Below are 20,505 nucleotides of genomic sequence, written 5' to 3'. Positions count from 1 at the left end.
TAACTTAGATCGCTGGCAGGGGGGTCATCGACAACTGCTGTTGTAAGGGCATGACAGTCCTGATATAACTGCTGCGCGGTCGCACTATGAAGGACTCTGGTGCGATATAAATTATAAAGAGAGGAAGAGAACAGTGAATAAATCTCAACTGATTGACAAAATTGCTGCGGGTGCGGACATTTCTAAAGCTGCAGCTGGACGTGCGTTAGATGCTTTAATCGCTTCTGTTACTGAATCTCTGCAGGCTGGGGATGACGTTGCGCTGGTAGGTTTCGGTACCTTTGCTGTTAAAGAACGTGCCGCCCGTACTGGTCGCAACCCACAAACAGGTAAAGAAATTACTATCGCTGCCGCAAAAGTGCCGGGCTTCCGTGCTGGTAAAGCGCTGAAAGACGCGGTGAACTGATCGGCTTTCCCGTCAGGGAATGTGACGAAGTACAAGGGCGCATCGTGAGATGTGCCTTTTTTATTGCCTTTTCAGACCACTTTATGTGTGTTTATCGCCACTTGTGGGCTGACAATCACCCTGTTTTCTTGTCAAAATACGTCCTCACGCGCGGCGGCCATCACGTGCTATGCTGCGCGAGCTAAAGTCATCTACAGCGGAGCGTTGTTACACCATGATGGACAACCTACGCACGGCCGCCAACAGCGTCGTGCTCAAGATTATTTTCGGTATCATTATCGTCTCGTTCATTTTGACCGGGGTGAGTGGTTACCTGATTGGCGGTGGCAAAAACTATGCCGCAAAAGTGAATGGCCAGGAGATTGGCCGTGGGCAGTTTGAAAACGCCGTCGCCAGCGAACGTAACCGTATGCAGCAGCAGCTTGGCGACCAGTTCTCCGAGCTGGCGGCGAACGAAAACTACATGAAAACCATGCGCCAGCAGGTGCTGAACCGCCTGATCGATGAGTCGCTTCTGGATCAGTATGCCCGCGAGCTGGGCCTCAGCATCAGCGATGAGCAGGTGAAGCAGGCGATCTTCCAGACCCAGGCGTTCCAGACGAACGGTAAGTTCGACAATCAGCGTTTCAGCGGTATTGTCGCCCAGATGGGAATGACCACCGATCAGTACGCCCAGGCGCTGCGTAACCAGCTGACCACGCAGCAGCTGATTAACGCCATTGCGGGTACCGACTTCATGCTGCCGGGCGAGTCCGATCAGCTGGCGGCGCTGGTGTCTCAGCAGCGTGTCGTCCGCGAAGCGACCATCAACGTCAACGCCCTGGCGGCAAAACAGACCGCCAGCGATGAGGAAATCAACGCTTTCTGGCAGCAGAATCAGGCCCGTTTTATGGCGCCGGAGCAGTTCCGCGTGAGCTACATCAAGATGGATGCCGCCAGCATGCAGGAAAACGCCTCTGACGAAGAAATCCAGTCATGGTATGACCAGCATAAAGATCAGTTCACTCAGCCGCAGCGTAATCGCTACAGCGTGATTCAGACTAAAACTGAAGCCGACGCGAAAGCGGTGCTGGCCGAGCTGCAAAAAGGCACTGATTTCGCCACGCTGGCAAAAGAAAAATCGACCGATATTATCTCTGCCCGCAACGGCGGCGATATGGGGTGGATGGAAGATGCCTCTACTGTGCCTGAGCTGAAAGAGGCCGGCCTGAAAGAGAAAGGCCAGCTCTCCGGGGTGATCAAATCCTCGGTTGGCTTCCTGGTGGCCCGTCTGGACGACGTCCAGCCGGCGCAGGTCAAACCGCTGGCTGACGTGCGCAATGACATTGCGGCGAAAGTGAAGCAGGAGAAAGCGCTAGATGCTTACTATGCGCTGCAGCAGAAGGTGAGCGATGCGGCCAGCAACGATAATGAATCGCTGGCGGGCGCGGCGCAGGTCGCCGGAGTGCAGGTGGTGGAAACCGGCTGGTTTGGCCGCGATAACCTGCCGGAAGAGCTGAACTTTAAACCGGTCGCTGACGCTATCTTCAACGGCGGTCTGGTCGGTGTGAACGGCGCGCCGGGCAGCAACTCTGACATCATTACCGTTGATGGCGATCGCGCTTTTGTTCTGCGTATCAGCGAGCACAAAGCCGAGGCGGTGAAACCGCTGGCCGAAGTGAAGGCGCAGGTCAGCGATATCGTTAAGCACAATAAAGCGGAACAGCAGGCGAAGCTGGATGCCGATAAGCTGCTGGCGGCGCTGAAAGACGGCAAAGGCGATGAGGCGATGAAGGCGGCTGGCCTGAGCTTTGGCGCGCCGCAGACGCTTTCCCGTACCGGCCAGGATCCGCTGAGCCAGCTGGCATTCACTCTGCCGCTGCCGCAGCAGGGCAAACCGGTCTATGGCGTTGGCAGCAACATGCAAGGCGATGTGGTGCTGGTGGCGCTGGATGAAGTGAAAGCAGGCAGCATGCCGGAAGAGCAGAAGAAGGCTATGGTTCAGGGGATTACCCAGAACAATGCCCAAATCGCTTTCGAAGCGCTGATGAGCAACCTGCGCAAGGCGGCGAAAATTAAGCTGGGCGACAGCATCGACCAGCAGCAGTAATTTCGCGTCGTTTCGCAAAAATACGCAACACCATGTAATCCTCAGGGGCCGCTTTCGCGGCCCTTTCCATTTCTGTGATTTGCCTTTTGTCGGCCATCCGCACTGACGCTATCGTAGCCTTGCTGTCTACACACAAGGAGATATCAGCATGAAATATGGAATAAAAGCACTGATGGCTGCGGGCGTTCTGGTTTTCGCGGTAGGCGCACAGGGCGCGCTGGCCGCCCCCGCCAGCGGCAAAGCGGTGGTAACCAAAGAGCATGTCCCGGGGTCCTCTTCGGCGAAAGCGAAAGCGGAACCCGGCGAGGCCGACAACGGGGCGACCAAAGTCAGCATTAACCACGCCAGCGCCGAGCAGCTGGCGCAGGCTTTGAATGGCGTGGGGTTGAAAAAAGCCCAGGCGATTGTCAGCTACCGTGAGGAGTATGGGCCATTCAAAACCCTTGATGACCTGAAGCAGGTCCCGGGGATGGGCAGTGCGCTGGTGGAGCGGAATTTAGCCCATCTGACGCTGTAAATTTTATGCCAGCGCTTGCACAGCGGTGATTTTTTGCCAGGATAAAGAGGTTGCATTAAGTGGTGTGACCTCTTACCTCATAAACAACAATAACAGAAAGGCATTGATGCTATGCAGACACAAATTAAAGTTCGCGGCTATCATCTGGACGTCTACCAGCATGTGAATAACGCACGCTACCTGGAGTTCCTTGAGGAAGCCCGCTGGGATGGTCTGGAAAATAGCCCGGCGTTTCAGTGGATGACCGAGAAAAACATCGCCTTCGTGGTGGTGAATATTAATATCAACTACCGCCGTCCGGCGGTCCTGGGCGATGTGCTGACGGTGAGCAGCAAACTGGAGCAACTCAACGGCAAAAGCGGCACGCTCAGCCAGGTGGTCACCCTCAACCCCAATGGCGAGGTGGTGGCCGATGCGCTGATCACCTTCGTCTGTATTGATTTGAAAACCCAGAAGGCGCTGCCGCTGGAAGGGGAACTGCGTGAGAAACTCGACCAGATGAACTTGCGCTGACAACCTTCGCGTGCGTGCCGGGCGGTGGCGCGCCTCGACCTCCTGAAGGTGATGAACCCCTTGCCCCGGTATGCGTAGCGCCACCGGGGAATTTGAACTGAAGCTTCGGGCAGATACCTCTTCGGAGGCTATGCCTGTGTCAAGCCGGTTTTTTGCTTCATCACCGCCATTACCCCGACCTTATCGGCCAGATACTGGTTGAGCCCGTTAGCGCGCAGGTTGCAGGCGGCGCACTGGCCGCAGCCATCGCCCTTAATGCCGTTGTAGCAGGTGATGGTTTCCCGGCGCACCAGATCCAACTGACCCCAGTAGTCGGCCAGCGCCCAGGTCTCGGCTTTGTTCAGCCACATCAGTGGGGTTTCAAAGCGAATGTCTTTCGCCATCCCAAGGCTGACGGCGTGGTGCAGCGCTTTGACAAACTCATCGCGGCAGTCCGGGTAGCCGGAGAAGTCGGTCTCGCACACGCCGGTGATGATAGCGTCGGCTTTTACCTGATAGGCGTAGATTGCCGTCAGGGTTAAAAACAGAATATTGCGCCCCGGGACAAAAGTATTGGGAATGCCCTCGGCATCAGGCTGATAGTCTGGTATCGGAATGTTATCGCGGGTCAGGCTGCTGACCGCCAGTTCATTGAGCAGGGTAACGTCCAGCACTTTATGCGCGACGGCGCCAAGTTTCAGGGCGAGTTCGCGCGCAACGTCGATTTCCGCGCGGTGGCGTTGGCCATAATCAAAAGTGACGCAATGCACTTCATCATACTGTTGCAGAGCCTGCACCAGACAGGTGGTTGAATCTTGTCCTCCGCTGAAGACAACTACGGCGCGTTTCATGGCAATTCCTGACTTAATGAGTAAAGGCGATATGGTAGCGCCAGACGCCCGCCACCACCAGCTCTCTCACGTCGACGCCGGCAGCCAGGCGCTGGCGAAGTCGAACCAGCCGCGGGCGTTGAGGCGCAAGCCATTGACACCCGGCGGGGCGCTGATCCGATAGTTGTATTTAAACAGCGGCGTCATGATGGCGTCTTCCATCAGGTTGTTGAATACGTTGCGCAGCGCATCGTTGCGGCTGCGGGCTTCCGGCTGCGCCTGTACCGCGTCTAATGTCGCCTGCAGATGGGCATATTGCGCCCCGGTCAGCAAATTGGGCCACAGCATATCGCAGCGCAGCCACTGCTCCAGGGCATACTCTGGCGCTTCGCCGATCAGGCGGTCGCCCATCATCAGGTCGGCCTGCCCCAGATGCTGGCAGCCCTCCCAGTTTTTGGCGTCATGAAACAGAAGCGTCAGCTCGCAGCCCAGCACAGCCAGCCGCTGTCTCAGCTGTTCGGCCATGGCGTGGAGTTCGACCGGCAGATGGTAGAGCAGCGTGAGCCTGGCCGGCAGCGGCACCGCGCTGTTTTCCGGCCCCTGCGGGATGGACCATCCCGGCAACACCTCATGGCTTGGCGTAATCAGATCCTCGTCGAGCGGCAGCGTTTCCAGCAACGATGAGCGGTGAATTATCGATACCAGCCGCTGGGCCTGCGCTTTGCTAAGCCGAGGGCTGTGACGCAGGGTCAGATAGCAGAAGCCAAGACTGATGCTGTTGCTGACCTGGCGCAGGTTATGGAGCTCTTCGCGATCGCCAATCGTGATCTGCACCGGGTGGCGGCAGCTGGTCCCGAGATCGCGATCGAAGAGCTGGGGGGTGATCCAGTACTCCACCGCCTGGATCAGCGGATGCCGCAGATGGTAGCGGGGATGGTTCTCCAGGCGGACGAGTTCCGGACTAAACCGCTTCAGGCGGAACGGTCCGCAGCCGATGGCCGGATCGTCAGGATGGGCCAGCACGCTGCAATAGCTGGCGAGGCGGAACGGCAGCCAGTAGTCAGGACGATGCAGCGTGATGGTGAGGCACTGGGCGTGAGTGACATCGATGTGGCTGATGCTGGCGAAGAGGGTCCGCAAGGCGGGCAGATCCAGCAGCAGCAGTAAGCGCTGCCGCAGCTGTGCGGTTTCCACCGCATCGCCGTTGTGCCAGCACAGCGTGGAGCGGATATAAAACTGCCAGCGCAGGCCGTCAGGGGAGACCTGCCAGTGGTGCGCTAGATCGCCGATCGGCATAGTGTCGCCTTCGTCGAAGCGCGTCAGCCCGGCATAGATCTGCCCGGCCAGATGCTGCTCGGCGCGTCCGGGCAGAAAGCCGGGGCGTAGCGGCTCCAGCGGGCGATAGTATGGAATACGCAGCGTCGGGGTATTGTTTTGCCACTGACCGCCCAGAAAGGGGTGGAGCAGGGCTTTCAGCTCCACCGGGGCCAGCTGCGCCAGCTCCAGCGCGTTTTGCTGCTGACCTTTATGCAGCGCCAGCTCCATCATCTCATTGCGCAAACGTTCCGGCGTTTTGTAAAAAGAGAGCAGTCCGCGCTTGCCGCGCCCGGAGCGGGCCTGCCAGCTTAACCATCCGGCCTCTTGCGCCTGACGCAGCAGGGTACGGACATGGCGTTCGCTGCAAAAACAGCGTTCCGCCAGTTCGCCGACGGTGACCTGCTGCGGCGCCCCGGCTGAGGGTTGCCACAGCCGCTGGTACTGATTTAAACGGTGTAAGAGTCGCATAAGCGCTGTCGTCCACCGGGCCGTAATAAACCCGGAACAATTTATATTATCTATTCACTATTACTTCCGTATATCCCAGGTGATACTGCAGCACAAGCGAAGCCCATCACACATTGGGGAAAACACCATGGCAAAACTGGCAGCATTTGATATGGACGGCACCTTGCTGATGCCGGACCATCGTCTCGGAGAAAAGACGCTCACCGCGCTGAAACGGCTGCGGGAACGCGATATCACCCTGACGTTCGCCACCGGCCGCCATGCGCTGGAGATGCACCATGTGATGGGTGAGTTTTCCCTGGACGCCTTTCTGATCACGGGCAACGGGACGCGCATCCACTCGCTGGAAGGGGAGGAGCTGTACCGTCAGGATCTCAACCCCGAGGTAGCGGAAGAAGTGCTGCATAGTCGATGGGATACCCGGGCCAGCATGCACGTGTTTAATGACGGCGGTTGGTTCACCGGCCAGGCAAGGCCTGAGCTGCTGAAGGCGCATGTCTTTAGCGGGTTTCGCTATCAACTGTGCGATCCGAAACGTATGTCGGCGCATCATGTCACCAAGATCTGCTTCTGCGGCGATCATGACGATCTGCGCCGACTGCGGATCCAACTGAATGAGGCGCTGGGCCAGCGCGCGTTTCTCTGCTTCTCGGCGATGGACTGTCTGGAAGTGCTGCCGGTTGGCTGCAATAAAGGCGCGGCGCTGGCGAGGCTGAGCCAGCACCTGGGCCTCACCCTACAGGAGTGCATGGCCTTCGGCGATGCGATGAACGATCGCGAGATGCTTCGCAGCGTCGGGCGGGGGTTCATCATGGGCAACGCGATGCCGCAGCTGAAAGCCGAGCTGCCGCATCTCCCGGTTATCGGCGACTGCCGGCATCAGGCGGTCTCCCATTTTTTAACGCATTGGCTGGATAATCCTGATCTTCCTTATTCCCCCGAATAGAGAGACCCTTCCAGCAAGCCAGATAGCATTCTATCTGGCTTTTTTTATGTTCTGCCGACCAGCCGGGCGAGCTCCGCCTGCCAGGGGGCGATATCGCCGATGTTGGCCGCCACCCACTGTGGGTTGTAATAGCTTTCCAGATAACGCTCGCCGCTGTCGCACAGCAGGGTCACCAGGGAACCCGTGCGTCCTTCCTCGCGCATCCGCGCGGCCAGCTGCAGCACCCCCCACATATTGGTCCCGGTCGAGGCGCCGACTTTTCGTCCAAGCTGCGTTTCCAGCCACAAAGCAGTGGCCACGCTCGCCGCATCCGGCACGCGCAGCATCTCATCGACAACGTCGGGAATAAATGATGGCTCGACCCGCGGGCGGCCGATGCCTTCAATTTTGCTGCCAACCGGGCTGCGCAGGCTGCCGTCGCGAGTCTGCCAGTAATCGAGGAACACCGAATTTTGCGGGTCGACAACCATCAGCTGCGTCTCGTAGCCCTGGCTGCGAATATAGCGGCCAATGGTCGCTGAGGTGCCGCCGGTGCCGGCGCTCATCACGATCCACGATGGCTGCGGGTGCGGCTCATGGCTCATCTGGCGGAAAATACTGTCGGCGATATTGTTATTGCCGCGCCAGTCGGTGGCCCGCTCGGCGAAGGTAAACTGATCCATATAGTGACCGTTCAGCTCGCGCGCCAGCGTTTCGGAAGCCGCGTAGATTTCGCAGGCGTTCTGCACAAAATGGCAGCGTCCACCGTAGAACTCGATCTGTTCGATTTTGCGTCTGGCGGTGCAGGAGGGCATCACGGCGATAAACGGCAGCCCCAGCAGGCGGGCGAAATAGGCTTCAGAAACCGCGGTCGAACCCGAAGACGATTCGATAATCGTGGTGCCTTCTTTGATCCAGCCGTTGCACAGGCCATAGAGAAACAGCGACCGCGCCAGACGGTGTTTGAGGCTACCGGTCGGATGCGTACTTTCATCCTTCAGATAAATCGGGATCCCGGGAAAACCAGGCAGCGCCAGGCGAATCAGGTGTGTATCGGCGGAACGCTGATAGTCGGCGTTAATTTCACTAATGGCGTGTTTTACCCAGGCGCTATTCATTTCGGATTCCTGTTTGTCATTTTGTGCCCAGCTTAGCGGATTGTGCGGGAAAAATTGTTGCTATTTAGCCTTTCAATTACAATTGCGGGAGTAAATTATTCTCTCTGGTGGCCTTATGTTAGATAAAATTGACCGTAAGCTGCTGGCGCTGCTGCAGGAAGATTGCACCCTCTCTTTGCAGGCGCTGGCTGATGCCGTTAATCTGACCACGACCCCTTGCTGGAAACGCCTGAAACGACTCGAGGATGAGGGTATTCTCCGCGGGCGCGTCGCCTTACTCGATGCGGAAAAGGTGGGGCTGGGGCTGACGGCGTTTGTCCTGATCAAGACCCAACATCACAGCAGCGACTGGTATTGCCATTTTGTGAGCGAAGTGACGCAGATGGCTGAAGTGCTCGGCTTCTGGCGGATGGCGGGGGAGTATGATTATCTGCTGCGGGTGCAGGTCGCCGATATGAAGCGCTATGACGACTTTTATAAACGTTTGGTGAACAGCGTGCCGGGGCTGTCGGATGTCACTTCGAGTTTTGCCATGGAACAGATAAAATACACCACCGCCTTGCCTGTCGAATAACGGTATTGCGCCGTAACCCATAACAAAATCAGGATCTTACTGCTTGCGATTATTTGCACAACTCAGCTGGTATTTCCGCCGGGAGTGGCGCCGCTATCTTGGTGCCATTGCCCTGCTGGCCATTATTGCCGTCCTGCAGCTTGTTCCGCCGAAGGTGGTGGGCATTGTGGTCGACGGCGTGACGCAACAACATTACACCGCGGAGAAGGTGTGGATGTGGATCGGCGCGCTGGTGCTGATCGCGGTGATGGTTTACCTGCTGCGCTATGTCTGGCGCGTGCTGCTGTTCGGCGCCTCTTACCAGCTGGCGGTTGAACTGCGGGAAGATTTTTACCGGCAGCTGAGCCGCCAGCATCCGGCGTTCTATTTGCGCCATCGCACCGGGGATCTGATCGCCCGCGCCACCAACGACGTGGACCGGGTGGTGTTTGCCGCCGGTGAAGGGGTGTTAACCCTGGTGGATTCCCTGGTGATGGGCTGTGCGGTGTTGATTGTGATGTCGACGCAGATTAGCTGGCAGCTCACCCTGCTGGCGCTGCTGCCGATGCCGCTGATGGCCCTGGCGATCAAACGCAACGGCGATGCCCTTCACGAACGTTTTCGCGTTGCCCAGGCGGCCTTTTCCAGCCTCAACGATCGCACGCAGGAGAGTCTGACCAGCATCCGCATGATTAAGGCGTTCGGGCTGGAGGATCGCCAGTCGGCGCAGTTTGCCGCCGATGCGGCCGATACCGGAGCGAAAAATATGCGCGTGGCGCGCATTGACGCTCGCTTCGACCCTACTATCTATATCGCCATCGGGGCGGCGAATCTGCTGGCCATCGGCGGCGGCAGCTGGATGGTGATCCACGGTAGCCTGACGCTGGGTCAGCTCACCAGCTTTGTGATGTACCTTGGTCTGATGATCTGGCCGATGCTGGCGCTGGCGTGGATGTTTAACATCGTGGAGCGCGGTAGCGCGGCCTATGGTCGTATTCGCACCATGCTCGAAGAGGCGCCGGCGGTGGACGACGGGACCGAGACGGTACCGGCTGGCCGCGGCGTCCTGCAGGTCGCTATCCGCGATTTCATCTATCCGCAGGCGAGCAAACCTTCGCTGGAACAGGTTAATTTTACCCTGCAGCCGGGGCAAATGCTGGGCATCTGCGGGCCGACGGGCGCTGGCAAAAGCACCATTCTGGCCCTGCTGCAGCGCCATTTTGACGTCACCAGCGGCGAGATCCGCTTTCACGATCTGCCGCTACCGCGTCTGCAGCTCGACAGCTGGCGCGAGCGGCTGGCGGTGGTCAATCAGACGCCGTTTTTATTCTCTGATACCGTCGCCAATAATATCGCGCTGGGAAAACCGGACGCGACGCCGGAACAGATTGAGCGGGTGGCGCGGCTGGCCAGCGTGCATGACGACATTCTGCGTCTGCCCCAGGGGTACGATACCGAAGTAGGCGAGCGCGGCGTGATGCTCTCCGGCGGCCAGAAACAGCGCATCTCGATTGCCCGCGCCCTGCTGCTGGAGGCCGAAATTCTGATCCTTGATGATGCTTTATCCGCGGTGGATGGCCGCACCGAACACCAGATCCTGCATAACCTGCGCCAGTGGGGAGAGGGGCGGACGGTGATCATCAGCGCCCACCGCCTGTCGGCGCTGACTGAGGCCAGCGAAATCCTGGTGCTGCAGCATGGGCATGTCGCCCAGCGCGGCCGCCATGAGGCGCTGGCGGTGCAGCCCGGCTGGTACCGCGACATGTATCGGTATCAGCAGCTGGAAGCCGCGCTCGACGAGGTTCCCCAGGAGCAAGAGGAGGCCCTGGATGCGTAGCTTTACCGAACTCTGGCCGACGCTTAAACGCCTGCTGGCCTATGGTTCACCGTGGCGTAAGCCGCTGGCCATCGCGGTGGCGATGATGTGGATCGCGGCGGCGGCGGAGGTGAGCGGCCCGCTGCTTATCAGCTATTTCATCGACAATATGGTGGCGAAACAGACTCTGCCGCTGAAGCTGGTGGCAGGCCTGGCGGCAGCCTATATCGGTCTGCAGCTGCTGGCGGCGCTACTGCATTATAACCAGTCGCTGCTGTTTAACCGCGCCGCGGTCGGCGTGGTCCAGCAGTTACGCAGCGATGTGATGGATGCCGCCCTGCATCAGCCGCTCAGCGAGTTTGATACTCAGCCGGTCGGGCAGCTGATCTCACGCGTGACCAACGATACCGAAGTCATTCGTGACCTGTATGTGACGGTAGTGGCGACGGTGCTGCGCAGCGCGGCGCTGATCGGCGCGATGCTGGTGGCGATGTTTAGCCTCGACTGGCGGATGGCGCTGGTGGCGATCGCGATTTTCCCGGCGGTGCTGATCGTGATGATCATTTATCAGCGCTATAGCACGCCGATCGTGCGCCGGGTGCGCGCCTGGCTTGCCGACATCAACGATGGTTTTAATGAAGTGATCAACGGCATGGGGGTCATCCAGCAGTTCCGCCAGCAGGCGCGCTTTGGCGAACGGATGCGCGAGGCCAGCTACGCCCACTACCTGGCGCGGATGCAGACGCTGCGCCTGGACGGTTTTCTGCTGCGTCCGCTGCTGAGCCTCTTTTCCTCGCTGGTGCTGTGCGGGCTGCTGATGCTGTTCGGCTTTAGCGCGGCGGGCACGATTGAGGTCGGGGTGCTGTACGCGTTTATCAGCTATCTCGGACGCCTCAACGAGCCGCTCATTGAGCTGACCACCCAGCAGTCGATGCTGCAGCAGGCGGTGGTCGCTGGCGAACGCGTTTTCGAACTGATGGACCGTCCGCGCCAGGCGTGGGGCGCCGATGACGCGCCGCTGAGCAGCGGTCGGGTGGAAATCGACCATCTCTCCTTTGCCTACCGCGGGGATCGTCTGGTCCTCCAGGATATCACGCTGGATATACCGTCCCGCAGTTTTGTGGCGCTGGTCGGGCATACCGGCAGTGGGAAGAGTACCCTCGCCAGTCTGATGATGGGCTATTACCCGTTAACCCACGGGGAGATCCGCATCGATGGCCGGCCGCTCTCTTCTCTCAGCCACAGCGCGTTGCGTCGGGGCATCGCGATGGTGCAACAGGATCCGGTGGTGCTGGCGGATACCTTCTACGCCAACGTCGCCCTGGGCCGGGACATCAGCGAAACACAGGTCTGGGAAGCGCTGGAGGCGGTGCAGCTGGCGGCGGTGGCGCGCAGCATGAGCGACGGCCTGTACACCCAGCTGGGCGAGCAGGGCAATAATCTCTCCGTCGGACAGAAGCAGCTGCTGGCGCTGGCGCGCGTGCTGGTGGAGACCCCGCAGGTTCTGATTCTGGATGAGGCGACGGCGAACATCGACTCCGGCACCGAGCAGGCGATCCAGCAGGCGCTGGCGAAGGTTCGCCAGCATACCACTCTGGTGGTTATCGCCCATCGTCTGTCGACCATCGTTGAGGCGGATACCATTCTGGTCCTGCATCGCGGTCAGGCCGTCGAGCGGGGCAACCATCAGCAACTGCTGGCGGCGAAAGGCCGCTACTGGCAGATGTATCAGCTACAGCTGGCTGGTGAAGAGCTGGCGGCCAGCGCCAGAGAAGAGTCGCTCAGCGCCTGATGCACCACCAGCAGGCAGCGAAGGCGGGTCGGCCTGTCGTGGTGCAAAAACGTTACATCAAATGCACCGCCTTGGTGCATTTTTGCCCGTTAAACGCCTTTACGCAGGCTAATGCCTGACCTCTCGCCTGTTTTTTGCCATCAAAGGGCCGCTCAGCGGCCTTTTTTCATTTCTGGCATAGCCCTTGCTTTATATCCATCGTGTTAGCTGCGGCCATTACCGAATACTGACTGGAGGGGACTTATGAAGCTGGTTACCGTGGTAATCAAACCATTCAAACTGGAAGACGTGCGTGAAGCCTTGTCTTCCATCGGCATTCAGGGCCTGACGGTCACTGAAGTCAAAGGATTTGGCCGTCAGAAAGGTCATGCGGAGCTCTACCGCGGCGCCGAGTATAGCGTCAACTTTCTGCCAAAAGTGAAGATTGATGTGGCGATCGCCGACGATCAGCTGGATGAAGTTATCGATGTCATCAGCAAAGCGGCTTACACCGGAAAAATTGGCGACGGCAAAATTTTTGTCGCTGAATTGCAGCGCGTCATTCGCATCCGTACCGGCGAAGCTGACGAAGCGGCACTGTAATTTCCAGACCACACAGTGATGGGGAACGAAACAATGAAAATGGCAACAATGAAATCGGGTCTGGGGGCGTTAGCCCTTCTTCCGGGGCTGGCGATGGCCGCGCCTGCGGTGGCGGACAAAGCCGATAATGCGTTTATGATGATTTGCACCGCGCTGGTTCTGTTTATGACTATCCCGGGGATTGCGCTGTTTTACGGCGGGCTGATCCGCGGTAAGAACGTTCTTTCCATGCTGACGCAGGTGATTGTCACCTTTGGCCTCGTCTGCGTACTGTGGGTCATTTATGGCTATACCCTGGCCTTCGGCACCGGCGGCAGCTTCTTCGGCAGCTTTGACTGGGTAATGCTGAAAAATATTGAACTGAAAGCGCTGATGGGCACCTTCTATCAGTATATCCACGTCGCCTTCCAGGGCTCGTTCGCCTGCATCACCGTCGGGCTGATCGTCGGCGCGCTGGCTGAACGTATCCGTTTCTCCGCGGTGCTGATTTTCGTGGTGGTGTGGATGACGCTCTCCTACGTGCCGATTGCGCATATGGTCTGGGGCGGCGGTCTGCTGGCGACCCATGGCGCGCTGGATTTCGCCGGCGGCACCGTTGTGCACATCAACGCCGCGGTCGCCGGGCTGGTGGGCGCCTATATGATGGGCAAACGCGTGGGCTTCGGCAAAGAAGCGTTCAAACCGCATAACCTGCCGATGGTGTTCACCGGCACCGCTATCCTCTATGTGGGCTGGTTCGGCTTCAACGCCGGCTCTGCCAGCGCAGCGAATGAAATCGCGGCCCTGGCGTTCGTTAACACCGTCGTGGCGACCGCCGCGGCTATCCTGGCGTGGACCTTTGGCGAATGGGCTCTGCGCGGCAAACCTTCACTGCTGGGCGCCTGCTCCGGGGCAATTGCCGGTCTGGTTGGCGTTACGCCGGCGTGTGGTTATATCGGTGTCGGCGGCGCGCTGATCGTCGGTATCGCCTCTGGCCTGGCGGGTATCTGGGGCGTGACTGCGCTGAAACGCTGGCTGCGTGTGGATGACCCTTGCGACGTCTTCGGCGTCCACGGCGTCTGCGGCATCGTCGGCTGTATCCTGACCGGTATCTTCGCGGCGACTTCTCTGGGCGGCGTCGGTTATGCGGAAGGCGTCACCATGGGCCATCAGCTGCTGGTGCAGCTGGAAAGTATCGGCATTACCGTGGTCTGGTCCGGCGTCGTCGCTTTCATCGGCTACAAAGTGGCGGATATGACCGTAGGGCTGCGCGTACCGGAAGAGCAGGAGCGCGAAGGGCTGGACGTCAACAGCCATGGCGAAAACGCCTACAACGCCTGACAGAAAACCCTTCTCCATGTAGCAAAAAGCCTCCCGTCAGGGAGGCTTTTTTTATGCGTTGCGATTGCGCATCACCCCTTCCTGGACCGTTGAGGCAACCAGCGTGCCATCCTGCGTGTAAAACTCGCCGCGAACGAAGCCGCGGGCGCTGGAGGCCGAGGTGCTTTCAACGCTGTACAGCAGCCACTCATTGATATTAAACGGCCGATGGAACCACATTGAGTGGTCGATGGTGGCGACCTGCATGCCGGGCTCAAGGAAACCAACGCCGTGCGGCTGCAGCGCCACCGGCAGGAAGTTAAAGTCCGAGGCATAGCCCAGTAGATACTGATGAATGCGCAGATCGTCGGGAACGGCGCCGTTGGCGCGCAGCCAGACCTGGCGCGCCGGCTCGGCGATATGGCCTTTCATCGGGTTATGAAATTCCACCGGGCGGATCTCCAGCGGCTTATCGCAGAGGAATTTGTCTTTCACCTGCGGCGGCAGGAGATGCGCCAGCTTGCGGGCGATATCTGTTTCCGAAGGCAGTCCGTCAGGGGAGGGGGCGGCCGGCATCGCTTTCTGATGCTCATAGCCGTGCTCTGGCGCCTGGAAGGAGGCGGTCATATAGAAGATCGGCTTCCCGTTCTGGATAGCGGCGACCCGGCGGGCGCTAAAGCTGTTGCCGTCGCGCAGGACCTCCACATCGTAGACGATCGGTTTTTGACTGTCGCCGGGGCGCAGAAAGTAGCTGTGAAACGAATGCACCAGACGTTCAACGGGCACGGTCTCTTTTGCGGCATACAGCGCCTGGCCCACCACCTGGCCGCCAAAAACCTGGCGCAATCCCAGGTCTTCGCTCTGTCCACGGAACAACCCTTCCTCAATTTTTTCCAGATCTAATAATGCCAGCAGGTTAGAGAGTGCCTGACTCATACTTATCCTCAATTAACAATGGCGGCGCCGTGCGCGTAATGTGGCAAAGTATAACCTGGAATCGCAAGTGGTCCGATGGGTGTAATAATCTGAATAACAACCGGTCAACAGGAAGAAATCTGAGATCTGTGCCACACTTATTGACGACACGAAAGTTCCTGCCGGCGAAGCGGCGGAACATCCTCCTGGGTATAAAGGGATGATAAGGAGAACATCATGAAATTTGCCTATATGTTTAGTGCCTTAGCCGTCGCCGCGACGCTGACCGCCTGTGCTAATCACCACTCCACCAGTTCTTCCGCTCAGGCAGCCGCACCCGACCCTTACGGTATTGCGACGCTGAGCGTGGCGCAGCAGCAGCCGAGCGTCACGGGGACGATTAATATCCGCCAGAGAATCGCATTACCGCCGGATGCGGTGCTGACGGTGACCCTGTCGGATGCTTCTCTGGCAGATGCGCCAGCCCGCGTATTGTCGCAAAAAGCGGTGCGTACCGAAGGCAAGCAGGCGCCATTTAACTTTGCCCTGCCTTACAACCCGGCAGATATTCAACCGAACGCCCGCATTCTGTTGAGCGCAGCGATTACGGTTAATGGCCAGCTGATGTTCATTACCGATACCGTGCAGACGGTAATCAACCAGGGGGGCACCCATGCCGACCTGACGCTGGTTCCGGTTCAGCAGACCGCCGTGCCTGTCGCACAGTAAGCTCGATGAGCCCCCGGATGGGGGCTTTTTTTTGGTCTTCAGTAAACCCAGCGATAGTGCTGGAGATCGATATGGCCGCTGCCTGAGACCTGTACCCCTTCGGCCAGCAATGCCTGACGCTGCCGCTGCAGATCGGGGCCGGTGAGGGAGATATCGCCATGGCGATTGACCACCCGATGCCAGGGCAGAGTGGACCCTTCCGGCAGACGCTTCAGCACACCGCCCACCTGGCGCGCCGCGCGCGGAGAACCGGCCAGCCTGGCGACATCGCCATAGGTCGTGACATACCCTTCCGGTATTGACGCCACAATGTGCCAGACACGTTGGGGAAATGTATCGAGCGGCTCCATATTTAGTCCTGTTACCCGAAAAACGCCAGCATAAGCGCTGATCTGCAGGCTGTACAGCCTGCAGATCAGGCGGGCTGTTCGACGGTGAACGTCAGGGCCAGGCCGAGGATCTGCATGCCATGGACATTGTCGGAAGGTGAACTGGCGATGAGGCTCTCCAGGAATTTTAACCGCTGCGAGGTAGCGTTGATGATCAGCTTCGCGCGCAGGCCCGGCATGGTCAGCGACGAGATGGGGTATACCACCCGACCGCTGATGTAGACCGGTAGCTTGCGCAGTTCCACCTGACGCAGCACGCCGACGGTGGAATAGAGCAGCGCCAGCGGCGTGACCGCCCGCACCGGCGCCTGACTGATAGTCACGAAGTCGAGCATTTTTTCAGGGCGCAGATAATTCACCCCCTGAAAGGCGATGGTCATCCCTTCAATGGCGGGCAAAGGCAGAGTGATGGTCTGTGGTGATGAGTCAGTCATTCGATTACCGTAGAGACAATGCGCTGATGATAAAAGAGAACATAAGGTGGATAAGTATGGTGGATATCCCGGCTGTGTGCTGAGCGCACGCTCTCACTCTCACAGGTTGAGCGTGAGTGACTGGTTTTATTCGCGTTATTGCGCAATAAACCAGCAGGCAGTCGGGGCGCGCTTGCAATTCACCAGGTCAGCAGGGATAATGCGCCAGCGCGTTTGGTAACAACGCTCTCAATGGGGGCTCTGTTGGTTCTCCCGCAACGCTACTCTGTTTACCAGGTCAGGTCCGGAAGGAAGCAGCCAGAGCAGACGACGTGTGTGCCGGGATGTAGCTGGCAGGGCCCCCACCCATTTCCGCTAACGCTATGATTTTTATAGATAAAAATATTATTTCTTTGCATTGATCCGCTGGTGGTACAACTTTTGTGTATCACTTAGAAGGCTAATCAATGTCACATCTGATGCTGTCCCGTCACGGAATCTGGTACTACCGCAGAGTTTATTCAACATCCCGGAGACGGCGCGAGATTCGCATTTCTCTGCGTACACGTTCAAAGCGTGAAGCGATGAAACGTGCAGAGCAATACATCACCTCGCAGCCTTTCGCCTGTGTTCCCCAGGCCATCCCGGCACACTCATCTTCTGCTCTGGCTGCACCTGCACTGGTGAACGAGAAAAAACCATTATTTCCTAACCTAAAAAGCGAGCTTGAGAAGTACACCAACGCTAAAACAGGATCTGTGGGTGAGCGCGAGATTTTGACGATCAACAGGTGTGTGAATGCATACCTGGCTGCTACGAAAGAACCATTTAGTAAAAGAAGCGCAGCGGCGTTTGTTGATGGTCTGGAAGGCTCTGCATCGACCAGAAACCGTTACATTAAGAAGAACTCGGCGTTTTTCAAATGGCTTGCAACTCGTACAGATGAAGACATTCGAAATCCATTTGAGGGAATGGGCGTTAAGGAAACAACAGCACCGATGGATCGCCGTCCTGCCTATAAGCTAAATGATCTGAAGCGCTTGCACATTGCTTTACATGGCGTGAGGGATTGGAAGCGGTGGATCATCTTAATCGGTCGTTATTCTGGTATCAGGCAGAATGAGATCTGCCAGCTTTACCACAATGATGTGATGAAGGTAAATGGAGTTTGGTGTTTCCGTGTTGATAACTTAAATCCAAATCAGACGCTTAAAACGGACAGTTCTCGGCGGTTCGTTCCGATCCATTCGCAACTTCTGACGCTTGGTCTGCTTGATTTTATCAAAGATAGAAAAGGCCATTTGTTCCCTGAGCTAACCTTGTACCTCGGCAGTTATGGGCACTATTTTAGCCGTTGGTTTACGAGGTTCAGGGGCAAGCATGGTTTGCCTGAGTATCATTCATTGCGCCACTACGCCGCGACAACATTTAAACAGAATGGCTTCCCTGAGCAGTTTGCTTCACAGGTTCTCGGTCACTCGAATGCGACTATAACTTATAACCGATATGGGAAGGGTATCGACATTTCATCATTGATAGCCTTGATTGAAACTCTTTAGCCCCGCACTTTCGACAGCTAACTCGAAAGCAATAACCTGAGTCAACTTTCACTTTAAATAGTGTTTTTCGTCTGTTTATGGAGATTTAATAGATTTTACTATTGATTCTTTTATGGTTTTTGACTTAGAAAATCGATTAAATGCAATTAGCTGAAATATTTTTCTTTTTAGTATTTTTCTCATTGATAATGTTTTTTGTGCCCACATCTAATTTGGAGCTGACAACGAATGAGCTAATGAGATCTCATAACTCTGTGTTTCGTTGCCAATTTTTTCTCCACACTTAGGGGGCTTTATGGCAGATGGTATTGAGATTGATTTTTTACCTGTTGGTAAAGGCGAACACAGTGGCGATGCAATTGCGATTCGTTGGCAGCAAGGTGGTGAGTCTAAAGTTATGATTTACGATGGTGGTACTAAGGACTATGGTGAAGCACTCGTAAACCATGTCCGTAATCACTATGGGGTGGACTTTGTTGACTATGTAGTCAATTCTCATCCTGATAATGATCATGCTGGTGGCTTAGTTTATGTGATTGAAAATATTGGAGTTGGCGAGTTATGGATGCATCGCCCGTGGGAATACAGCGAAGTAATACGTGAGTTCTTTCATGATGGGCGCATGACAGACGACAGCTTGGCGGAAAGGCTGAAGCAAAAAATGTCTGCTGCATATGCGCTTGAGCAAGCTGCTTTAGCCAAAGAAATCCCCATCCATGAGCCATTCGCTGAATCTGTGATTGGAATATTCACTGTTCTCTCGCCTTTGAGAAGCCGTTATGTCCTTGAACTAATTCCAAATTTCTCCAAATCTCCAGAGCTGAAAAAATCGGCCCTATCTTTGGAGGGGATCGCAGAGTCTATTGGGAACGTCATCCAGGATGCTGTCGTAGCGTTAGCAGATGCATGGGATAAAGAATATTTACCTGAGTCGGTGGAAACCTCTTCAGAGAATGAGAGCAGTGCTATCTTATTCGGAAAACTGAATGGGCGAGGTTATTTGTTAACTGGCGATGCTGGTATCCAATCACTTCGAGAAGCAGCGACTTTTGCAGAGGGGCTCGGTATTGACCTCCCCAATGAAGTCACTTGTGTGCAAATTCCACATCATGGGGGCCGCCACAACGTATCCACTGAGACTCTTAACCTTATTATCGGTGAACCAAAGGCGAAAAATACCGAACCGAAACGTACAGCGTTAGTTTCTGCAAGCGCTAAAGCACCGACTCACCCTAAAAAAGTGGTTACTAACGCATTTATCCGTCGTGGGTTTAAAGTTGCTCAGACAAAAGGTACATCCATTCGACACCATCATAATATGGAACCTCGTAGTGGGTGGACTCAAGTTACCTATGTTCCGTTCTATGATGAGACTGATGAATGATGCATACTTCAGGTTCATTATCATTTATAAAAGTATTGGGTCAGGTAACTGACCCCTATGAACGACAGGCGCGCTTATTTCCGGCACTTATTGCAATTTCGCCTTTTTTGGTAATGATCTTTGCTTTGTACCAGGATCAACTATCAAAATTTCATACTTTAGTATTTGTTCTTCTGTCCGGTGGAGGCTTGTTTTTACTTTCTGAACTTGCTCGTCGGCGTGGGAAAATGAAGGAGAAAAGCCTCTGGGATTCGTGGGGAGGTGCTCCATCAGTTCAAGTCCTGAGGTATGCTAACGATACATTTGATGATGTATCGACTTCTCGATATCACTCTATCCTATCAAAGAAAATTGGAGTTAAGTTTCCTTCGCCGCACGAGGAACGCAGCAATCCGTGTGAGGCTGATAAAATTTATGCATCAGCCGGGAACTACTTGCGAAATGCAACAAGGGATAAGGGGAAGTTTAACTTACTCTTCAGAGATAATATTAGCTACGGCTTCAGGCGTAATGGATATGGCTTGAAGTGGATTGGCGTAACGATATGTTTTCTTTGCATAATTTGGGTATTCATTAGGGGCGATATTAACACTTTCAGCCTGCGACTGTATTCTGGGAGTGGTATAGAATCAGTTCTTCTTCCGGGTGAATGGATCACTGTAGGAATGTCATTAATAATGTTGGTTGTTTGGCTGTTGCTGTTCACTAAAAGCGCTGTACGTGAGGCTGGGTTTTCATACGCAGAAAGGTTAATACTTGCTTGTGAGGTATTGCCAAAAGCCAAGAAAACGAAGGTGCAATCTAATAAAAAAATTTCTCCTACCGAAAACACTTAAAAATGACGGGCAGGAAGTCTCTGCCTTGTCAATCTTGAGCTCATGTTAGACGACGTGGTTACGTGGAATGCTCAAC

The 20,505-nt window shown here is 56.2% G+C and carries 20 protein-coding genes and 1 other RNA gene; 15 read left to right on the top strand and 6 right to left on the bottom strand.

The window, feature by feature from the left end; all coding sequences use genetic code 11:
- Positions 1-133 precede the first annotated feature (133 nt).
- The 4 genes from hupB to ACOI6Z_RS11600 all read left to right on the top strand — a co-directional run bounded on the left by hupB (position 134) and on the right by ACOI6Z_RS11600 (position 3,525).
- Entirely contained in the window at positions 134-406 is a 273-nt protein-coding gene (hupB, locus tag ACOI6Z_RS11615; protein ID WP_002444653.1) for a nucleoid-associated protein HU-beta, read from the top strand.
- Positions 407-620: 214 nt separating this feature from the next.
- Positions 621-2,495, top strand: a complete 1,875-nt coding sequence (gene ppiD / locus ACOI6Z_RS11610; protein WP_065812684.1) for a peptidylprolyl isomerase — start codon at positions 621-623, stop codon at positions 2,493-2,495.
- 148 nt (positions 2,496-2,643) lie between these two features.
- A complete protein-coding gene (locus ACOI6Z_RS11605) occupies positions 2,644-3,012 on the top strand; it encodes a helix-hairpin-helix domain-containing protein (RefSeq protein WP_048334171.1) in 369 nt (122 codons plus the stop codon).
- Positions 3,013-3,123: 111 nt separating this feature from the next.
- On the top strand, positions 3,124-3,525 hold the full coding sequence (locus ACOI6Z_RS11600) for a YbgC/FadM family acyl-CoA thioesterase (RefSeq protein WP_023288617.1): 402 nt from the start codon (positions 3,124-3,126) through the stop codon (positions 3,523-3,525).
- Between the two features lie 128 nt (positions 3,526-3,653).
- Here the strand turns inward: ACOI6Z_RS11600 and queC are convergent, their stop codons facing one another.
- Positions 3,654-4,355 (bottom strand): 7-cyano-7-deazaguanine synthase QueC, encoded by a 702-nt coding sequence (gene queC / locus ACOI6Z_RS11595; protein ID WP_065812683.1) that lies wholly within the window; start codon positions 4,353-4,355, stop codon positions 3,654-3,656.
- Between the two features lie 66 nt (positions 4,356-4,421).
- Complete coding sequence (locus ACOI6Z_RS11590) at positions 4,422-6,119, bottom strand: SgrR family transcriptional regulator (protein ID WP_104466359.1); 1,698 nt, start codon at positions 6,117-6,119, stop codon at positions 4,422-4,424.
- Positions 6,120-6,246: 127 nt separating this feature from the next.
- Here ACOI6Z_RS11590 and cof point away from each other — a divergent pair, with 127 nt between their 5' ends.
- Positions 6,247-7,065, top strand: a complete 819-nt coding sequence (gene cof, locus ACOI6Z_RS11585; protein ID WP_044521268.1) for an HMP-PP phosphatase — start codon at positions 6,247-6,249, stop codon at positions 7,063-7,065.
- 44 nt (positions 7,066-7,109) lie between these two features.
- Here the strand turns inward: cof and ACOI6Z_RS11580 are convergent, their stop codons facing one another.
- On the bottom strand, positions 7,110-8,162 hold the full coding sequence (locus tag ACOI6Z_RS11580; RefSeq protein WP_049013789.1) for a PLP-dependent cysteine synthase family protein: 1,053 nt from the start codon (positions 8,160-8,162) through the stop codon (positions 7,110-7,112).
- Positions 8,163-8,277: 115 nt separating this feature from the next.
- On the opposite strand from ACOI6Z_RS11580, the gene ACOI6Z_RS11575 reads away from it, so the two are divergent.
- From ACOI6Z_RS11575 to amtB, 5 genes are all read left to right on the top strand, one after another.
- Positions 8,278-8,736 carry an Lrp/AsnC family transcriptional regulator gene (locus ACOI6Z_RS11575; RefSeq protein ID WP_004204786.1) on the top strand — a complete coding sequence of 153 codons (459 nt, stop codon included), beginning with the start codon at positions 8,278-8,280 and terminating at the stop codon, positions 8,734-8,736.
- 43 nt (positions 8,737-8,779) lie between these two features.
- Positions 8,780-10,552, top strand: coding sequence for a SmdA family multidrug ABC transporter permease/ATP-binding protein (locus tag ACOI6Z_RS11570; protein WP_023288622.1), 1,773 nt, complete (start codon positions 8,780-8,782; stop codon positions 10,550-10,552).
- Positions 10,545-12,323, top strand: a complete 1,779-nt coding sequence (locus tag ACOI6Z_RS11565; protein ID WP_023288623.1) for a SmdB family multidrug efflux ABC transporter permease/ATP-binding protein — start codon at positions 10,545-10,547, stop codon at positions 12,321-12,323. Before ACOI6Z_RS11570 ends, ACOI6Z_RS11565 begins: the two co-directional genes overlap by 8 nt.
- Positions 12,324-12,566: 243 nt before the next feature.
- Entirely contained in the window at positions 12,567-12,905 is a 339-nt protein-coding gene (glnK, locus tag ACOI6Z_RS11560) for a P-II family nitrogen regulator (RefSeq protein ID WP_002891893.1), read from the top strand.
- A 33-nt stretch (positions 12,906-12,938) separates the two neighbouring features.
- Positions 12,939-14,225, top strand: a complete 1,287-nt coding sequence (gene amtB / locus ACOI6Z_RS11555) for an ammonium transporter AmtB (RefSeq protein WP_004204781.1) — start codon at positions 12,939-12,941, stop codon at positions 14,223-14,225.
- Positions 14,226-14,276: 51 nt separating this feature from the next.
- Here the strand turns inward: amtB and tesB are convergent, their stop codons facing one another.
- Positions 14,277-15,140: an acyl-CoA thioesterase II gene (gene tesB, locus ACOI6Z_RS11550; RefSeq protein WP_023288624.1), complete on the bottom strand. Its 864-nt coding sequence runs from the start codon at positions 15,138-15,140 to the stop codon at positions 14,277-14,279.
- Positions 15,141-15,356: 216 nt separating this feature from the next.
- On the opposite strand from tesB, the gene ACOI6Z_RS11545 reads away from it, so the two are divergent.
- Entirely contained in the window at positions 15,357-15,848 is a 492-nt protein-coding gene (locus ACOI6Z_RS11545; RefSeq protein ID WP_023288625.1) for a YbaY family lipoprotein, read from the top strand.
- A 38-nt stretch (positions 15,849-15,886) separates the two neighbouring features.
- On the opposite strand, the gene ACOI6Z_RS11540 is transcribed toward ACOI6Z_RS11545, so the two are convergent.
- Complete coding sequence (locus tag ACOI6Z_RS11540; RefSeq protein WP_049013787.1) at positions 15,887-16,198, bottom strand: MGMT family protein; 312 nt, start codon at positions 16,196-16,198, stop codon at positions 15,887-15,889.
- A 65-nt stretch (positions 16,199-16,263) separates the two neighbouring features.
- Positions 16,264-16,671 carry a hypothetical protein gene (locus ACOI6Z_RS11535; RefSeq protein WP_017898905.1) on the bottom strand — a complete coding sequence of 136 codons (408 nt, stop codon included), beginning with the start codon at positions 16,669-16,671 and terminating at the stop codon, positions 16,264-16,266.
- A gap of 241 nt (positions 16,672-16,912) precedes the next feature.
- Between ACOI6Z_RS11535 and ffs the strand changes: the two genes are divergently transcribed.
- From ffs to ACOI6Z_RS11515, 4 genes are all read left to right on the top strand, one after another.
- Positions 16,913-17,009: signal recognition particle sRNA small type (gene ffs / locus ACOI6Z_RS11530), an RNA gene on the top strand.
- A 225-nt stretch (positions 17,010-17,234) separates the two neighbouring features.
- Positions 17,235-18,209 carry a site-specific integrase gene (locus ACOI6Z_RS11525; protein ID WP_257708822.1) on the top strand — a complete coding sequence of 325 codons (975 nt, stop codon included), beginning with the start codon at positions 17,235-17,237 and terminating at the stop codon, positions 18,207-18,209.
- Positions 18,210-18,504: 295 nt separating this feature from the next.
- Positions 18,505-19,593 carry a ComEC/Rec2 family competence protein gene (locus ACOI6Z_RS11520; protein WP_257708823.1) on the top strand — a complete coding sequence of 363 codons (1,089 nt, stop codon included), beginning with the start codon at positions 18,505-18,507 and terminating at the stop codon, positions 19,591-19,593.
- Positions 19,590-20,429: a hypothetical protein gene (locus tag ACOI6Z_RS11515; RefSeq protein ID WP_257708824.1), complete on the top strand. Its 840-nt coding sequence runs from the start codon at positions 19,590-19,592 to the stop codon at positions 20,427-20,429. Before ACOI6Z_RS11520 ends, ACOI6Z_RS11515 begins: the two co-directional genes overlap by 4 nt.
- Positions 20,430-20,505 lie beyond the last annotated feature (76 nt).

Source organism: Klebsiella sp. C239 (assembly GCF_048822715.1).
Taxonomy (GTDB): domain Bacteria; phylum Pseudomonadota; class Gammaproteobacteria; order Enterobacterales; family Enterobacteriaceae; genus Klebsiella; species Klebsiella quasipneumoniae.
This window is presented reverse-complemented; position numbering and strand designations above follow the sequence as displayed.

Coding starts and splice junctions, on each gene's coding strand:
- ppiD (WP_065812684.1), top strand. CDS start 621: ATGATGGACAACCTACGCACGGCCGCCAACAGCGTCGTGCTCAAGATT.
- ACOI6Z_RS11605 (WP_048334171.1), top strand. CDS start 2,644: ATGAAATATGGAATAAAAGCACTGATGGCTGCGGGCGTTCTGGTTTTC.
- ACOI6Z_RS11600 (WP_023288617.1), top strand. CDS start 3,124: ATGCAGACACAAATTAAAGTTCGCGGCTATCATCTGGACGTCTACCAG.
- queC (WP_065812683.1), bottom strand. CDS start 4,355: ATGAAACGCGCCGTAGTTGTCTTCAGCGGAGGACAAGATTCAACCACC.
- ACOI6Z_RS11590 (WP_104466359.1), bottom strand. CDS start 6,119: ATGCGACTCTTACACCGTTTAAATCAGTACCAGCGGCTGTGGCAACCC.
- cof (WP_044521268.1), top strand. CDS start 6,247: ATGGCAAAACTGGCAGCATTTGATATGGACGGCACCTTGCTGATGCCG.
- ACOI6Z_RS11580 (WP_049013789.1), bottom strand. CDS start 8,162: ATGAATAGCGCCTGGGTAAAACACGCCATTAGTGAAATTAACGCCGAC.
- ACOI6Z_RS11575 (WP_004204786.1), top strand. CDS start 8,278: ATGTTAGATAAAATTGACCGTAAGCTGCTGGCGCTGCTGCAGGAAGAT.
- ACOI6Z_RS11565 (WP_023288623.1), top strand. CDS start 10,545: ATGCGTAGCTTTACCGAACTCTGGCCGACGCTTAAACGCCTGCTGGCC.
- glnK (WP_002891893.1), top strand. CDS start 12,567: ATGAAGCTGGTTACCGTGGTAATCAAACCATTCAAACTGGAAGACGTG.
- amtB (WP_004204781.1), top strand. CDS start 12,939: ATGAAAATGGCAACAATGAAATCGGGTCTGGGGGCGTTAGCCCTTCTT.
- tesB (WP_023288624.1), bottom strand. CDS start 15,140: ATGAGTCAGGCACTCTCTAACCTGCTGGCATTATTAGATCTGGAAAAA.
- ACOI6Z_RS11545 (WP_023288625.1), top strand. CDS start 15,357: ATGAAATTTGCCTATATGTTTAGTGCCTTAGCCGTCGCCGCGACGCTG.
- ACOI6Z_RS11540 (WP_049013787.1), bottom strand. CDS start 16,198: ATGGAGCCGCTCGATACATTTCCCCAACGTGTCTGGCACATTGTGGCG.
- ACOI6Z_RS11535 (WP_017898905.1), bottom strand. CDS start 16,671: ATGACTGACTCATCACCACAGACCATCACTCTGCCTTTGCCCGCCATT.
- ACOI6Z_RS11525 (WP_257708822.1), top strand. CDS start 17,235: ATGAAACGTGCAGAGCAATACATCACCTCGCAGCCTTTCGCCTGTGTT.
- ACOI6Z_RS11520 (WP_257708823.1), top strand. CDS start 18,505: ATGGCAGATGGTATTGAGATTGATTTTTTACCTGTTGGTAAAGGCGAA.
- ACOI6Z_RS11515 (WP_257708824.1), top strand. CDS start 19,590: ATGATGCATACTTCAGGTTCATTATCATTTATAAAAGTATTGGGTCAG.